Source organism: Streptomyces sp. NBC_01445 (assembly GCF_035918235.1).
GTDB lineage: Bacteria > Actinomycetota > Actinomycetes > Streptomycetales > Streptomycetaceae > Streptomyces.
This window is the reverse complement of sequence record NZ_CP109485.1, coordinates 7742904-7757785: the sequence shown is the minus strand read 5'-3', so window position 1 is coordinate 7757785 and position 14882 is coordinate 7742904. Positions and strand designations below refer to the sequence as shown.

Genomic DNA, 14882 nt, shown 5'->3' with positions numbered 1-14882 from the left:
GACGTACAGGTGGTACTAGGCGGCCGCGCTGAACACGGGGAGGTAGCCGCCGGACTGGCCGGCCGCGGTGGGGTGGTAGGACTCGCTGGGGTCCAGCCAGTTGACGCTGTGCAGCCAGGCGCTGCCCGAGCAGATCTCGTGACCGGTGAAGGTCGAGGTCACGTTGCCGAACGTGAAGCCGTGGTCGGCGGCCCGCTTGGCGGTGGTGGAGTTGATCAGGTCTGCCGCGCTGTTGATCGCGGCGCGCTCGGTCTCGGACAGGCCCGCGACGCAGGAGCCGTTGAGCTGGTAGAAGCGCGGGTAGCCGAGGACGACGACGTGGGCGGCCGGTGCCCTCGCGGTGATCGCGGAGTACACCTGGTCGAGCAGGCCGGGCAGGGTGTTCTGGACGTACGCCTTAGCCTCGTTGACGCGGGCGACACAGGTCGACTCGGACTGCAGGACGCAGGTGGTCATGACGTCCGCGAAGCCCGCGTCGTTGCCGCCTATCGACAGCGAGACGAGGCCGGTGCCGGTGCCGAGCGGGCCCAGCTGACCGGAGAGGACATCACCCGTGCGAGCGCCCGAGCAGGCGGTGAAGCTGAAGCTCGAAGGTGAGTGCGAGGCCGCCCAGAGTGCGGGATAGGCCTTGGTGCTGCGCTTGCAGGAGCCGCTGGAGCTGTCGTAGCTGCCGGCACCCACGCCGGACGAGTACGAGTCGCCGAGGGCCACATAGCCCGTGGCCGCGGCCTGTTCGGACGCCTGGGCCGATGCCGCCCCGGTGAGGGCGACGCCGGCCGCGAAGAGGATTGAGGTCACGTACGCCGAAATTCGGAAACGTCTCATGAAAACCTCCCTTAGCAGGATCTCTGCCACAACTGTGGTAGCACGCCCCACAGTTGACGGGAAGTGTCCATGTCAACCTTTTCTCGCACGCCTCACGAGAGTTCGCCCGTTGTTCGATTGCAGGTACATGTCAGGCTTGTGACATACCCTCAACTTCCTTGAGCTACGCCCGTAGACCGGCCCATCCCAACCACCCCTGTGTGAACGTGAGTTCCCCCGTGGCGCACCAGGTCTCCGGGGAACGTGCGTATGACGTCTGCACACTCCCTCCGCGTCTTGACTGGGGCCCCGGGACTGCGCGACATTGAAGTCCGGCATCCGGCGCTTCGGGGGGCAAAGTCGCCAATGCAGACCATCGGCATCAAGCCACCGTCATCAGACAGAGCACCGTCACCTGCGCAGTGGGGACGCAGCAGGGACGTATCACCCCTGGGAGCAGGGGTCGCCGCCGCCGTCGCAGGGGTCGGCGCGGTACTGGCGCTCGCGGACATCTCGTCGCCGTTACGCGGCCCGTTGACGCTTTTCTTCCTGCTCGCGGCGCCGGGCGCCGCGATCGGTTCGGCGTTGCGCGGACTCGATCCGTGGGGCCGCTGGATCTGTGCCGCCGCGGGAGCGGTCGCGCTCGACCTGCTCGTGGCCGAGGCGATGCTCGCCACGCACCGCTGGTCGGTGACCGGCGGGGTCGTCACGATCGCGGTGATCAGCGTCGTCGGCCTCGTCGCACCGATGGTCCCCGCGCGGCGGCTCCTCGGCCGCGCACCGGGAAGGCGGGGCTCCTGACGTGGACATCACCCTGCACCGGCCCGGCGAGCTGACCGCCGCCGACCGGGCGGCCTGGACTGCCATGCAGTCCAAGGCACATCTGCACGGCTCGCCCGAGCTGGCGAACCCTTTCCTCTCGCCCGAGTTCACCCTCGCGATGGGCCGCTGCCGGCGCGGCGTGCGGATAGCCGTCGTGCGCGAGGACGGCGAGCCCGCGGCGTTCTTCCCGTTCCAGAGATCCGTCACCGGCGTCGGCAGAGCCGTCGGCCTCGGCGTCTCCGACAGCCAGGGCCTGGTGCACAGACCCGGCTTCGAGTGGGACGCCCGCGACCTGCTGCGGGCCTGCGGGCTCTCGGTATGGGAGTTCGACCACCTGGCGGGAGGCCAGGAGCCGTTCGAGGCGGAGGCCTCCGGCAGCTTCCCTTCCCCGGTCATGGACGTCGACCAGGGGTACGAGACGTATCTGCGCGTGCTGCGCGAGCGGTCGCCGAAGTTCACCAGGACGACGCTGGCCAAGGACCGCAAGCTGGCCCGGGACGCCGGCGAGGTGCGCTACGTGCACGACGAGCGCGACCCGGAGGCCCTGGCCACGCTGATGGAGTGGAAGTCGGCCCAGTACCGCAGGACCGGCCGCAGCGACCGCTTCGCGCACGCCTGGATCAACCGCCTCGCGCAGCAGCTCTTCCACACCTCTTCGGAGCCGTTCGCCGGGATCCTGTCGGTCCTGTACGCGGGCGGGAAGCCGGTCGCCGCGCACTTCGGGCTCCGCTCCGAGCGCGTGCTCGCCTGCTGGTTCCCGGCCTACGACCCGGCGTTCGCGAAATTCTCGCCCGGGCTGATCCTGCATCTGCGCATGGCCGAGGCGGCCGCCGCCGACGGCATCGCCTATCTGGATCTCGGCCGCGGCCAGAAGGAATACAAGGACTCCCTCAAGACACGGGAACTGACCGTGCACGAGGGTTGGGTGACGCGTCGTCATCCGGTCGCTCTCGGACACCGGGCACGCCGCGCTCCGGTCCGGGCGCTGCGTAACACCGTGCTGTCCCGGCCCGAGTTCTTCGAGCCGGCCGACAAACTCCTGAAACGGATGGGGAAAATCCGTTCGGGGGGTTAATGGCGAGGGCCAGGTAAAGGTCAAAACAACAGAAAACCGAGGCCTCGTTGCAGGTCTTGCCATACAGTTTCAATCATCAATACCGTCGTACATCCACCCGCATCGGACCATCAACGCAATAGCGATCTAGGGGAGGGCTCAAGATCGCGATGGTCGGGCGCGGGGCGCGGTAGGGGGGTGCCGTGCTCGGTGACCGAAATTCAGCCGAGTCGCGTGCCGCGTGGCCGATTTAGTCGATCGGTCTATTTTGCCAGCTCACTCGGCCTGTACAGAGCTGTATTTGTCATGGCCGTAGGTGAGCACCCCCCTTTCGAACCGGATAAACAATCGGACCGCCCGGGGGCGGGCGGTCCACCGGACGAGAGGGACCAGACTCATGAGTTCTTTTGTGCGTCCTGCGATAGCCAGCCAGTACAGGGCGATCTCGACTCATCTCGCGATTGCGCCGCCGGTGAGCGTCGTGATCCCCGCCATGAATGAGGCGGAAAATCTTCCGTATGTGTTCAAGACACTTCCCGACTGGATCCACGAAGTGGTTCTCGTCGACGGGAATTCCACCGACAACACGGTGGAAGTCGCCCGCGAACTGTGGCCCGACGTGGTCGTCGTCGCGCAGCGCGGCAAGGGCAAGGGCGACGCGCTGATCGCCGGCTTCGCGGCGTGCACCGGGGACATCATCGTGATGGTCGACGCGGACGGTTCCGCGGACGGCCAGGAGATCGTCTCCTACGTCTCCGCCCTGGTCTCGGGCGCCGACTTCGCCAAGGGCTCCCGCTTCGCCAACGGCGGCGGCACCGACGACATGACGCCGATCCGCAAGCTCGGCAACTGGGCGCTGTGCACGGTCGTCAACAAGAAGTTCGGCGCCCGCTACACCGACCTCTGCTACGGCTACAACGCGTTCTGGCGGCACTGCCTGGACCAGATCGACCTCGACTGCACCGGCTTCGAGGTCGAGACCCTGATGAACATCCGGGTCGTCAAGGCCGGCCTCAAAGTCCAGGAGATCCCGAGCCACGAGTACCTGCGGATCCACGGCACGAGCAATCTGCGCGCCGTGCGGGACGGGCTGCGGGTCCTCAAGGTGATCCTCAAGGAGCGCTCGACCCGGCGCGCGCAGCGCCGCCGGACGCAGGCGAGCATGCTCAACACGGGCCGGGGAGAGGTGTCTTGAGCGCTCACGCCCCGCACGGCGGCGTGTCCGTCGTGATCTGCGTCTACACCGAGGACCGCTGGGAGGACATCCTCGCGGCGGTGTCCTCGGTGCGGGCGCAGTCGCTGCCGGCTCTCGAGACGCTGCTGGTGGTCGACCACCATCCGGCTCTCCTGGAGCGTCTCGGCAAGGAGTTCAAGGAGTCCGACGACGTGCGCGTGCTCGCCAACGCGGGCCCGCGCGGCCTGTCGGCCGGACGCAACACGGGCATCGCCGTCTCGCGCGGCGGGATCATCGCGTTCCTCGACGACGACGCGGTCGCGGAGCGGGACTGGCTGCGTCACTTCGCCGCCGGGTACGAGGATCCCCTGGTCATGGCGGTGGGCGGGCGTACGGAGCCCATCTGGGCCTCGGGCCGCCGCCCCGCGTGGTTCCCCGAGGAGTTCGACTGGGTCGTCGGCTGTACGTACAAAGGGCTGCCGCGCGGGAAGGTGCGGGTGCGCAACGTGCTCGGGGGGAACGCCTCGTTCCGGCGGTCCGCGTTCGACGCGGCGGGCGGCTTCGCCACGGGCATCGGCCGCGACGGCGACAAGCGGCCGCTCGGCTGCGAGGAGACGGAGCTGTGCATCCGGCTCACCCGCGCCCGGCCGGACGCGGTGCTCCTGATCGACGACCGCGCCGTGATCCACCACCGGGTCCCCGCGGGCCGCGAGCGCTTCGCCTACTTCCGGACCCGGGCGTACGCCGAGGGGCTTTCCAAGGCACTGGTCGCGCAGAGCGTGGGCGCGGACAAGGGCCTGGAGTCCGAGCGGCGCTACGCCACGCGGGTCCTGCCGGCCGGAGTGGCGCGCGGAGTACGGGACTTCGTCCTGGCGCGGCCGGGTGGCGCGGGGCGGGCCGGGGCGATCGTGGCCGGAGTCCTCACGACCGCCGGCGGGTACGCGCTCGGCAGTTTCCGGGCACGCAGGACGGGCGCGACGTTCTCGGTCGTGGAGATCGGCGACGCCCGGGCCGCCGAGGGGGGTGGGCCGTCATGAGCACGCCCGTGCCCATCCTCATGTACCACTCGGTGGCGCGTGAGCCGAACGACGCGACGCGCGAGCTGTCGGTGACGCCCGAGGCGTTCGCCGAGCAGCTCGCGGCGGTCGCCGACCTCGGCCTCACTCCCCTGACGACCACCGAACTCGCCGCGGTCTGGCGCTCCCCGGGGCGGGCCCTGCCCGAGCGTCCCGTCCTCATCACCTTCGACGACGGCTACGAGGGCGTGCACCGTCACGCGCTCCCCGTCCTCGCCAAGCACGGCTTCCCGTCGACGCTGTTCGTGTCGACGGGCTGGCTGCGCGGGGCGTACGACACCGGGGGCGGGCTCGACACGATGCTCGGCTGGGACGAGGTGCGCGCGCTCGCCGACGCCGGGACGGAGATCGGCGGGCACAGCCACACGCATCCGCAGCTCGACCAGCTCGACGACGACGCGCTCGGCTTCGAGCTGCTGCGCTGCAAGGAGATCGTCGCCGATGAACTCGGCGCGGTGCCGGTGTCGTTCGCGTACCCGTACGGCTACTCCAGCCGACGGGTGCGCGCCGCCGTGCGCGGGGCCGGGTTCGCCCAGTCCCTGGCCGTCGGCAACGGACTGGCCAGGCGGCGGCAGGGCCCGTACGCACTCCAGCGCGTCACCGTGCGCCGCGCCACCGGTATCGAGGAGTTCACGCGGCTCGTGGAGGGCCGCGCGATCGCCCGTAACTTCGTCAGGGACCGTGCCCTCACCAAGGGGTACGCCCTGGTCCGCAGAGCCCGACAGGTCCGCCGGAAGGCAATCCGAACCCGTGTCTGACACGACCACCGCCCAGGCCGCCACGACCACTCCGACCACCGAGCCCCAGCCACCGGCCGGCCGCAAACTGCGGCTGCCCGGCATGGGCAAGGGCGGCAAGGGCAACAAGGAAGCCATGGGCTCGGGGGGCGGGAACCAGCTGTTCCGTAACGCCTATGCCCTGATGCTCAACACCGGCATCTCCGGGGTGCTCGGCGTCGGCTTCTGGCTGGCTGCCGCGCACTACTACACCGCGGACGCGGTCGGTCAGGGCTCGGCGGCGATCGCGGCGATGAAGTTCCTCGCGGGGCTCACCGCCGTGACGCTGACGGGCGCCCTGGCCCGCTTCATCCCCATCGCGGGACGGGCCACGGGGCGTTTCATCTTCTGCACATACGCGGGCAGTTCCGTCGCTGTGTCGTTCGCGGCGCTCGTCTTCCTGCTCACGCTCGACATGTGGGGGCCCTCGTACCGCTTCCTGCACGGGCCGGTCAACGGGCTCGGTTTCATCGCGGCTGTTGTCGCCTGGTCACTGCTCACGCTCCAGGACGGTGTGCTGACCGGCCTGCGCAGCGCGCTGTGGGTACCGGTCGGCAACACCGTGTTCTCGACCGTGAAGCTGGGGCTGCTCGTCGCCTTCGCCGTGGCCGTCCCGACCACCGGCGTGTTCGTGTCGTGGGTCGTCGCCATCGCCACGTCGGTGGTGCCGCTGGGCTGGCTGGTGTTCCGGCGCCTCGTGCCACGCCACATCAAGGCCACCGGCGGCAAGGCGGATCCACCGACTCTGCGCCAGATGGGCCGCTTCCTGGCGGGCGACTACACGGGCTCCCTGTTCTCGCTCGCCGTCGTCTACCTCGTCCCGGTCCTGATCGCCTCGCAGGTCAGCTCCGCCGACAACGCGTACTTCTACATCACCACCACCATCGGCGGCACCGTCAATCTGCTGGCCATCAACATGGGCGCCTCGCTGACCGTGGAAGGCGCGCACGATCCGGCGCAGCTCGCCGCGAACACCCGGGCGGCGCTGCGCCGGATGGCACGGATCATGCTGCCGGTCTGCGGGCTGCTCTTCCTCGCGGCGCCGCTGGTCCTGCACATCTTCGGCGACGACTACGCGCACGCGGCGACCCCGCTGCTGCGCTGGTTCGCCGTCGGCGCGGCGCTGCGCGTGGTCATGGAGACGTACTTCGCGGTGCTGCGTGCGCAGAGCCGGACGGCCGGGCTCGCCTGGCTGCAGGGCCTGTTGTGCGTCCTGGTCCTCGGCCTGACGCTGCTGCTCCTGCCCCGGATGGGCCTGACGGGCGCGGGCGTCGCGGAGATCTCCAGCCTGGCCGTGATCGTGGCGATCGCCGCGCCGAAGCTGTACCGCATCGTGCGGACCGCTCCCCCGGCGCCGCCGGCCGTCGTGGCGGCCCCGGACGGCGATCTGGCCGACCTCGGCACTCCGGACATGACCACGGGGGCCAGGCGTCAGGGCCCCGGGCAGGCGCTGCGCGGCACGCTCGACTCGGACACCCTGCACCTCGCGGTGCAGCTCAATCTGGACCATCAGGAGCGGCGCCCCGACGTGCGGCCGGGGCCCGCGACACCCGCGCACGGGACGCCGGCGGCGGGGGGCGGGGAGGACGACATGGGGCACCGGCCGACCTGGGCGCTGAAGTCTCCACCGCCGCCGGCACCGAGACCGCCCGCGGAGCCCGAACCGGAGCCGAAGCCGGCCACCGTCTCTGCCACATCCGAAACCTCTGCCACGTCGGAGGCTTCCGTCACCTCGGGCATCGCCAGCACATCCAGCACCTCAGGCACTGGCGGCATCTCTGACACCGCAGTTCTCGCCCCGCCTGCCACGGACGCCCCCGCCGCCCGGCCCCTGCGGGACCGCCTCGCGCTGCTCAGCCCCCGCATCGTCGTCCTGGCCCTGCTGCTCGTCGCCGCGCTCGGGCTGTACTGGGGACCCGTGCTGGGCCTGGGCGACGGCGATCTCGACGGGATGGGCGGGCTCGGGCTCATCTCGGTGCTGCCGCCCGCGACGCTGCTGGGCGCGGCGCTCCTGATCGGGGTGTTCGCGTCCCTTCTGTGGCTCGAACGCCCGCACAAATGGCTGCTGTTGCTGACGCTGCTCGCCACGGTCGTCTCGCTGCACGCGCTGCCCGCCGTGATCGAGGCGGAGCCGCGGTTCGCGACGGCGTGGCAGCACCTCGGCTTCATGGAGTACATCGACAGGACCGGCTCGGCGGTGCCCGACCTCGACGCGCGCTGGAGCTGGCCGGGGTTCTTCGCCGTCGCGACGTTCTTCGCCAGGGCGTGCGGCGTCACAGACATGACCGAGGTCATCCGCTGGTGGCCGCTCGCCATGCAACTGCTCTACCTGGCGCCGATGTTCCTGCTCACGCGCTCGATGCGGGCGAGCTGGCGCGCCCGGTGGACCGGGCTGTGGATCTTCGTCCTGAGCGGCTGGGTCGGCCAGGACTACTTCTCCCCGCAGGGCTTCACGTACCTCCTCTACCTGGCCTTCGTCGCCATCCTGCTGGTGTGGTTCCGGGCGCCGCGGGTGCTGTGGACCAAGCGGCGGCCCGGCGAGCTGGAGGTCGAGCCCACCGACCGGCGCCAGCAGGCGGTGCTGCTGCTCGTCCTGATCGGCCTGTTCGCGGCGACGGTCCCGGCCCACCAGCTCACCCCGTTCGTGATGCTCGGGGTCCTCGCGGTCCTGGTGCTCGTGGGCCGCTCCGAGCTACGCGGCCTGCCTATCCTGTTCGCGGTCCTGGTCGCCGTCTGGGTCTCGTTCCTCGCGGAGCCGTACTGGTCGGGCCACTTCGACGAGCTGTTCGGCGGGCTCGGCGGCGTCGGCGGCAATGTGTCGTCGTCGGTCTCCGGGCGTATCCAGGGCGGCAGTTCGGCCCACAAACTCGTCCTCTACGCGCGCGTGCTGCTCGCCGGAGGTGTGATGGCGTTCGCGTGCTGGGGCTGGTGGCGGCGGCGCGACGCCAAGTACCGGGAGCGCTCCCTCCTCGTCCTGACGTTCGTCCCGTTCCTGGGCTTCGGCATGCAGTCGTACGGCGGCGAGATGGCGCTGCGCGTCTTCATGTTCGCGCTGCCGGGCGCCGCGCTGCTCGCCGGCCTCGCGCTGTTCCCGCGCACCGGGATCACCGCGAAGGAACGCGACCGCGACCGGGTGAGCCTCGCGCCGCTCGCCGCGCTGATGGCCGGCCTGATCCTCATGGGCGGCTTCCTTGTGGCGCGCTGGGGCAACGAGCCGTTCGAGCGGATCAGGCCGGGCGAGGTCGCGGCGATGGACTACGTCTACGCGCACGACGACCCGACGGTCCGCCTCCTGTGGATGAGCAACGACATCGTCGACAACGTGACGCCCGCGATGCCGTGGGGCACGCGTGACATGGAGAAGGTGCAGTACGTTCCCACCCTCGCGCCCGTCGACCCCGTGCTCGTCTCCAGCCTGGTGAAGGCGCTCAAGGACGCGGGCCCGAACTCGTACCTCATGATCAACAAGAGTCAGGTCGTCTATCTGCAGATGGACGTCGGCTACTCGAAGACCTGGGAGACGCGGCTCATCCGCAATCTCGACGACCGCCAGGAGCTGACGAAGGTCCTCGTCAACGACGACGTCACGATGTACACCCTGCGCAAGCAGCCGAGCGGTGAGGTCCCGAAGGCCGAGCCTGGGCCGATCGGCCCGCAGATCACCTGGACCCCGTGGTCCGTGGTGGGCGGGCTCGCGGCTGTCGCCCTGGTACTGCTGCTCGGGGCGCGCGAGATCGTGCGGGTGGCGGTACGTCCGGGGGTGCGGCAACTGCGCTGGCTGCAGAGCAGCTTCTGGTTCTCGCTGCCGCTGCTCGCGGTGCTGCTCGCGTCCATCCTCCAGAGGTTCCTGACGATGGCGTAGGCCCATTTCACGGTGAGATGTGGCTCGGGCGGACTACTTCCGCTCGAGCCACTTCAGTTCGTACGCACCCATCTCGAACCGCTTCCCGTCGACCTGCGCGCTGATCTTCCGGTTCAGGGTGTTCACCACGACGACGGTCTTGTCGTCGGCGAGCACCCGCACGTTCGGCACGTCGTCCGCGGCGACCGGCACCGTCTCGTACTTGGTGCCGGGCGGGAACGCCTTGTGGAAGCGGGAGATCAGGTCGTACATGGGCAGCTTCGCGCCGCCGTCGCCCGACTGCGTGGGCGTCCACAGACAGCCGGCGCACGTCGTGCCCGTCTTCTCCTCCGGGTTCCAGTAGAAGCCGGAGGACGCGCCGCCCTTGGCCATCGCGACAAGGCCGGACGCCTGGACGGCGACGCGGTGCGGCTCGCTCCAGCCCTTGCGGTCGTCGTTCTGGTCGCCGGGCTCCACGTAGTACTCGGCCCACCACAGGGGCAGGTCACCGGTCTGTCGCTCCACCCACTTGCCGACGGCGGTGAGTTTGTCGGTGGCCTTGAACTCGTTGGGCAGCAGCTCGTCGTCGACGGTGTAGCTGGAGCCGTCGACGACGACGAAGTCGGCGCCCGCCTTGTTCTTGTTCCAGTAGTCGAAGGCGTCGAGGACGCGCTGGTCCATGCTGCCCCAGGGCCCCTTCACGTCCGCCGACGCGTTCTCGGTCTGACGCGGGTCGACGCTGTCCATCACCAGATAGGGCCCGCCGACCATGATGTCCTTGTCGACCTTCTTGAGGGCCTTGTAGACGAGGTTGTACAGCTCCGTGTAGCCCTCGTAGTCCCAGCGCTGCTTCCCGTTGTTCCAGAAGCCCTTGAACTCGTTCCAGACGATGAAGTGGCGCACGTCCGGGTAGCGCTTGGCGACCGTCGCGGCGAGCGCGGCGAAGTCCTTGAAGTGCGCGCGGTCGGGCGCGGTCTCCAGGGACTGCCGGCTCCAGTCCGTGTTGTCGACCCCCGCCTTGCCGCCCTTCATCCAGTCCGGCGAACAGCACAGGGTGACGACGGGGGTGCCGCCCGACTTCCTGATGAAGTCGATCCGGCGGTCCATCTCGTCGAAGTCGTAACGGCCCTTGACGGGCTCCGGGTTCCCCGCGCCCCAGCCCATGATGTGCTGGATCTGCGGAACCGACTGGCCGGAGAGCCTGTCCTCGACCCGCCGCGTGGCACCGTCGTCGCCCTCGTCCGCGCTGTACTGGGTGTGTGTGAAGCCCCACCCGACCGCCGGCCCCAGCTGTGCGGGCGGATCGGACGGGGAGCCGTGCACCTTGTCACCCGCGCTCGTGGTGCCCCTGTCGTCGGCCCGGTCGCTCGGCAGTGTGCTGATCACCGTCAGCACCAGGGCCAGAGCGGCCACCCCCACGCCGAGCAGAGCGGTGAGCCGCCACCGCCCCGCCCCCGAAACCCACCCATGACGTCCCATCAAGGGCAAGAGTATCTACGGTCGTTCGCGGAGGGACAGACTCCACTGCGACAGCGTTGTAACGGCGCGCGGGACCGGGCCGCCGTGCGGGCAAGCGTGTGACGCGCTGCGGAAATCCCGTGCGGGAGCGCCGTGCGTGGCGGATCATGGCGGCATGTCTGCGAACCCACACGACGCGCTGCCGATCCGGCTCAACGTCGACGACAGCGACTCTCCTGCCGACGTCGTCGACGCGCTGTTCCTCGGCCGCTTCGCAACGGGCGAGCAGCCGCACTCGCACGCGGCGAACATCGACCGCGTGCGGTCGGGGGCCACCCTCCTGCCGCCCGACGCGGTGGTCCTGCGCTCCGCGCGTGACGACGACCGCAGCGCGACGCTCGCCGAGGGCGACGGCTGGACCGTCCTCGTCTCCCGCTGGAACAGGGGCGCCGACGTCACGGTGACGGCGACCACCGCGGAACTCGCCGAGAAGGTGCTCGGGCAGGCCACGGACGGCGCCGCAGACGAGCCCGAACCCCAGCCGGAGAACGTGACGATGGGGTTCTGGTACGTCTCGCCCCGGCGCGGGCCGCACCGCACCACGCGGCAGATCTCGGCCGGTACGTGGGACGAGGTGCGGGACAACTACACGGCGCCGGTGGCCGGGGCCATGGACCAGCTGATGAAGACGACCCCGGAGGACATCGCGGGCCGGCTGCTCCTGCTGCACGGTCCTCCCGGCACGGGCAAGACGTCCGCGCTGCGCACCCTGGCCCGGTCCTGGCGGGACTGGTGCCAGGTGGACTGCGTACTCGACCCGGAGCGGCTGTTCTCCGACGTCGGCTATCTCATGGACATCGCGATCGGCGAGGACGACGGCACGGCGAAGGGCCGCTGGCGCCTCCTGCTCCTGGAGGACTGCGACGAGCTCATCCGGGGCGAGGCCAAGCACACGGCGGGGCAGGCACTCTCACGCCTGCTCAACCTGACGGACGGCCTGCTCGGACAGGGGCGGAACGTGCTGGTCGGCGTCACGACGAACGAGGACCTGGAGCGCCTCCACCCGGCGGTCGTGCGCCCCGGCCGCTGCCTGGCCCGTATCGAGGTGGGCCCCCTCACCCACCGCGAGTCGGTGAACTGGCTCGGCAGCGAGGAGGGCGTGAGCCGCGACGGCGCGACACTCGCCGAGCTGTACGCGCTGCGCCGCGGCACCAGCCCGACATCGGTCCCGGACCCGCGCGAGTCGGCGGACGCGGGGCTGTACTTGTAGGGGTGGGGCTGTACTTCCCGTTACCCCTTCTCCCCGTACGACGCCCGCAGCGCGTCCCGTACCGCGGCGAGTGCCTGCGGCTCGGTGAGGCCGAGGCGGTGGGCCCGTTCCGCGAACGCGGCGGCCGCCGCCGCGGCCTCCCGGGCCGACGCGTCACCGGCGGCGGCGACGAACGTGCCGTTGCGGCCGCGCGTCTCGATCACCCCGTCCGACTCGAGCGCCCGATACGCCTTGGCCACCGTGTTCGCGGCCAGGCCGAGCGTCTCGGCGAGCCCGCGCACCGTCGGCAGTTTGTAGCCGACGGGCAGGGTCCCGGAGAGGGCCTGCCCGGCGATCTGGGCCCGTACCTGTTCGTAGGGCGCCGTCGCCGCGCCCGCATCGATGTCGATCATCAAGGTCACGCGCCGATTGTCCCGCACCCCGGAAAAATGGGAGGCACCCCGGCGCGACCCGCGCGTAGCGTGCGGCCGTATGACTGTGATCGTCCGGGCCCTGCGGCCCGAGGACGCTGCGGCGTTCGCCCGGGTGCGGCGCGCCGCGCTGCCCGCCATGCTCGCGACCGCCGAGTCGGTCGCCTTCGATCTGGCGCACGCCCATCCGGACGCCCGGTACCGGCCGCTGGTCGCCGAGGCCGACGGCGAGGTCGTCGGCACCGCGCAGGTCGGGATCGCGTACGACAGTCCGGAACCGGGGCAGGGCTATGTGAACGCCTATGTGCACCCGGAGCGCCGCGGGCTCGGGGCCGGGTCCCTGATCGTGCGGGCGGCGGAGGATTATCTCGCCGGTGAGAGCGCCGTCGCCGTCTACTCGTGGGTGCTCGACACCCCGGACGACCGGGCGTTCGCCGCGCGCCGCGGCTACCACGCCAGCCGCCCCGCCCACTTCCTCCGACTCGACCTGGCGCACGGCACGCTGCCCCCGCTCACCGCGCCGCCGGCCGGAGTGACGCTGCGGACCGGCGCGGACTTCGCGGACAACCCGCGTCCCCTGTTCGACCTGGACGCGGAGACGGTGAGCGACGAACCGAGCGACGTGGCCACGGAGTTCACGGACTACGAGCACTGGCTCGACGAGACCTGGCACCATCCGCTGACCGACCATCGGCTGACGTCGGTGGCCGTGGCCGACGGCCGGCCCGTGGCGTTCAGCCTGGCCCGCACCGACGACGAGACCCGCTACACGTCCGGGATGACCGGCACCGCGCGGGAGTTCCGCGGCCGCGGCCTGGCCAAGCTCGCCAAGAACGACTCCCTGCACCGCGCCCGCGAGGCCGGCATCACTGAGGCGTTCACGGGCAACGACGCGGCGAACGGCCCGATGCTCGCGATCAACAAATGGTTCGGCTACGAGATCTGTGCCACGGAGGTACGCCATGTCCGCACCCTCACCTGAGTCCGCCGGGTCCCTCGACGTGGTCCTCGTCAAGGCGGGCCGGCTCAAGATCCGTTACCCCGCGGACGTCGTCCGTGACGACGGCACGCGCGTGACCGTCACCGCCGCCTGGGCCTCCCCCGGGGTCAGGGACTTCGGGTTCGTGCAGTTCGGGCCGGGCGACGTCTTCACCGAGCACTACTGGCGGGACCGGTGGTACGCGGTCAAGGAGGTACGCACCGGCGGCGGCACGCTCAAGGGCTGGTACTGCGATGTGACGCGGCCGGCGGTCCGCGAGGACGGCGAGCTCCGCGTGGAGGATCTCGACCTCGACCTGTGGGTATCGGCGGACGGCAGCGACGTACTGCGCCTCGACGAGGACGAGTTCGCACAGAGCGGGCTCGCGGAGCGCGATCCGCACGCGGCGGCGGCCGCAGTCCGCGCCCTCGACGACCTCGAACTCCTCGCGCGCACCGAGGGGTTCGGCCGGCTATTGGCCTAGCGTCGCGACCACCGCGTACCGGTCGTCCTCGACCTGTCTCCCCCACAGCGACGCGTCCCCGGAGAGCGGTTCGTGCCGGACGTGGGCGGCGAGCGGAGCGAGGGCGCCGGTGAGCCGGGCCGCCGGAATGCCGACGGGGCTGAGCGTTCCCCACACGCCCTCCACCAGGATCAGCCGCCCGCCGGGCCGCAGCAGCGAGAGCCAGTGCGCGAGGGCGCCGTCGAGGTCGGGCAGTGTCCACGCGACGTGCCGCATGAGTATGACGTCGAAGGTCTCGCCTGCGACGGGCGGCGCCGCGGCGTCCCCGACGAGCACCCGCGCGGCCCGGCCGGCCAGCTTGGCGCGCGCGAGGTCCACCATGGCGGGCGACAGGTCGACCGCGGTCACGCTGTGTCCCTGGCCGGTGGCGAGCAGCGACATGCTGCCCGTGCCGCAGCCCAGGTCGAGCAGGTCACAGGGGTGATCCGGCAGCCAGTCCCGCAGGCGCGCGGCCCAGGCCTCGCGCACGACGGGATCACGCAGGCCGTGGTCGGGTTCGTCGTCGAAGGCCGCGGCCTCGGCGTCCCAGTCGACCGGTTCGAGGGGCGCCATGTCCCGTTTCGTGGTGTCCTCGCTCATCTTCATGCCCAGATCGTGACACCTGCCACTGACAATCACGCTTCGATGCGTCACCCTCCGGGGAACACGTCTACAGCGGTACCGCAGTGGAACCGGGGTAGGCACAGGAGGCAGTC

Annotated in this window: 13 protein-coding genes; 9 read left to right on the top strand and 4 right to left on the bottom strand. The window is 70.6% G+C overall.

Annotated features, from left to right (window positions below; genetic code table 11):
* Positions 1-15 precede the first annotated feature (15 nt).
* Positions 16-825 (bottom strand): SGNH/GDSL hydrolase family protein, encoded by an 810-nt coding sequence (locus tag OG574_RS35310; RefSeq protein ID WP_326776509.1) that lies wholly within the window; start codon positions 823-825, stop codon positions 16-18.
* 513 nt (positions 826-1338) lie between these two features.
* Here OG574_RS35310 and OG574_RS35305 point away from each other — a divergent pair.
* From OG574_RS35305 to OG574_RS35280, 6 genes are all read left to right on the top strand, one after another.
* A complete protein-coding gene (locus tag OG574_RS35305) occupies positions 1339-1605 on the top strand; it encodes a hypothetical protein (RefSeq protein ID WP_326776508.1) in 267 nt (88 codons plus the stop codon).
* Between the two features lies 1 nt (position 1606).
* Positions 1607-2701, top strand: coding sequence for a GNAT family N-acetyltransferase (locus OG574_RS35300; protein WP_326776507.1), 1095 nt, complete (start codon positions 1607-1609; stop codon positions 2699-2701).
* A gap of 376 nt (positions 2702-3077) precedes the next feature.
* Positions 3078-3875, top strand: coding sequence for a glycosyltransferase family 2 protein (locus tag OG574_RS35295; RefSeq protein ID WP_326776506.1), 798 nt, complete (start codon positions 3078-3080; stop codon positions 3873-3875).
* A complete protein-coding gene (locus OG574_RS35290) occupies positions 3872-4891 on the top strand; it encodes a glycosyltransferase family 2 protein (protein WP_326776505.1) in 1020 nt (339 codons plus the stop codon). Before OG574_RS35295 ends, OG574_RS35290 begins: the two co-directional genes overlap by 4 nt.
* Entirely contained in the window at positions 4888-5688 is an 801-nt protein-coding gene (locus tag OG574_RS35285) for a polysaccharide deacetylase family protein (protein ID WP_326776504.1), read from the top strand. Before OG574_RS35290 ends, OG574_RS35285 begins: the two co-directional genes overlap by 4 nt.
* Positions 5681-9568 carry a lipopolysaccharide biosynthesis protein gene (locus OG574_RS35280; protein WP_398377171.1) on the top strand — a complete coding sequence of 1296 codons (3888 nt, stop codon included), beginning with the start codon at positions 5681-5683 and terminating at the stop codon, positions 9566-9568. Before OG574_RS35285 ends, OG574_RS35280 begins: the two co-directional genes overlap by 8 nt.
* 33 nt (positions 9569-9601) lie before the next feature.
* On the opposite strand, the gene OG574_RS35275 is transcribed toward OG574_RS35280, so the two are convergent.
* Positions 9602-11026, bottom strand: a complete 1425-nt coding sequence (locus OG574_RS35275; RefSeq protein ID WP_326776503.1) for a GH39 family glycosyl hydrolase — start codon at positions 11024-11026, stop codon at positions 9602-9604.
* 154 nt (positions 11027-11180) lie between these two features.
* Here OG574_RS35275 and OG574_RS35270 point away from each other — a divergent pair, with 154 nt between their 5' ends.
* Positions 11181-12275, top strand: coding sequence for a DUF5925 domain-containing protein (locus tag OG574_RS35270; protein WP_326776502.1), 1095 nt, complete (start codon positions 11181-11183; stop codon positions 12273-12275).
* 20 nt (positions 12276-12295) lie between these two features.
* On the opposite strand, the gene OG574_RS35265 is transcribed toward OG574_RS35270, so the two are convergent.
* Entirely contained in the window at positions 12296-12676 is a 381-nt protein-coding gene (locus OG574_RS35265; RefSeq protein ID WP_199842055.1) for a GntR family transcriptional regulator, read from the bottom strand.
* Positions 12677-12746: 70 nt separating this feature from the next.
* Between OG574_RS35265 and OG574_RS35260 the strand changes: the two genes are divergently transcribed.
* Both OG574_RS35260 and OG574_RS35255 read left to right on the top strand, forming a co-directional pair.
* Positions 12747-13667: a GNAT family N-acetyltransferase gene (locus OG574_RS35260; RefSeq protein WP_326776501.1), complete on the top strand. Its 921-nt coding sequence runs from the start codon at positions 12747-12749 to the stop codon at positions 13665-13667.
* Positions 13648-14148, top strand: coding sequence for a DUF402 domain-containing protein (locus OG574_RS35255; protein WP_326776500.1), 501 nt, complete (start codon positions 13648-13650; stop codon positions 14146-14148). The genes OG574_RS35260 and OG574_RS35255 overlap by 20 nt, the downstream gene beginning before the upstream one ends.
* On the opposite strand, the gene OG574_RS35250 is transcribed toward OG574_RS35255, so the two are convergent.
* Positions 14137-14772: a class I SAM-dependent methyltransferase gene (locus OG574_RS35250; RefSeq protein ID WP_326776499.1), complete on the bottom strand. Its 636-nt coding sequence runs from the start codon at positions 14770-14772 to the stop codon at positions 14137-14139. The genes OG574_RS35255 and OG574_RS35250 overlap by 12 nt on opposite strands.
* Positions 14773-14882: the final 110 nt, after the last annotated feature.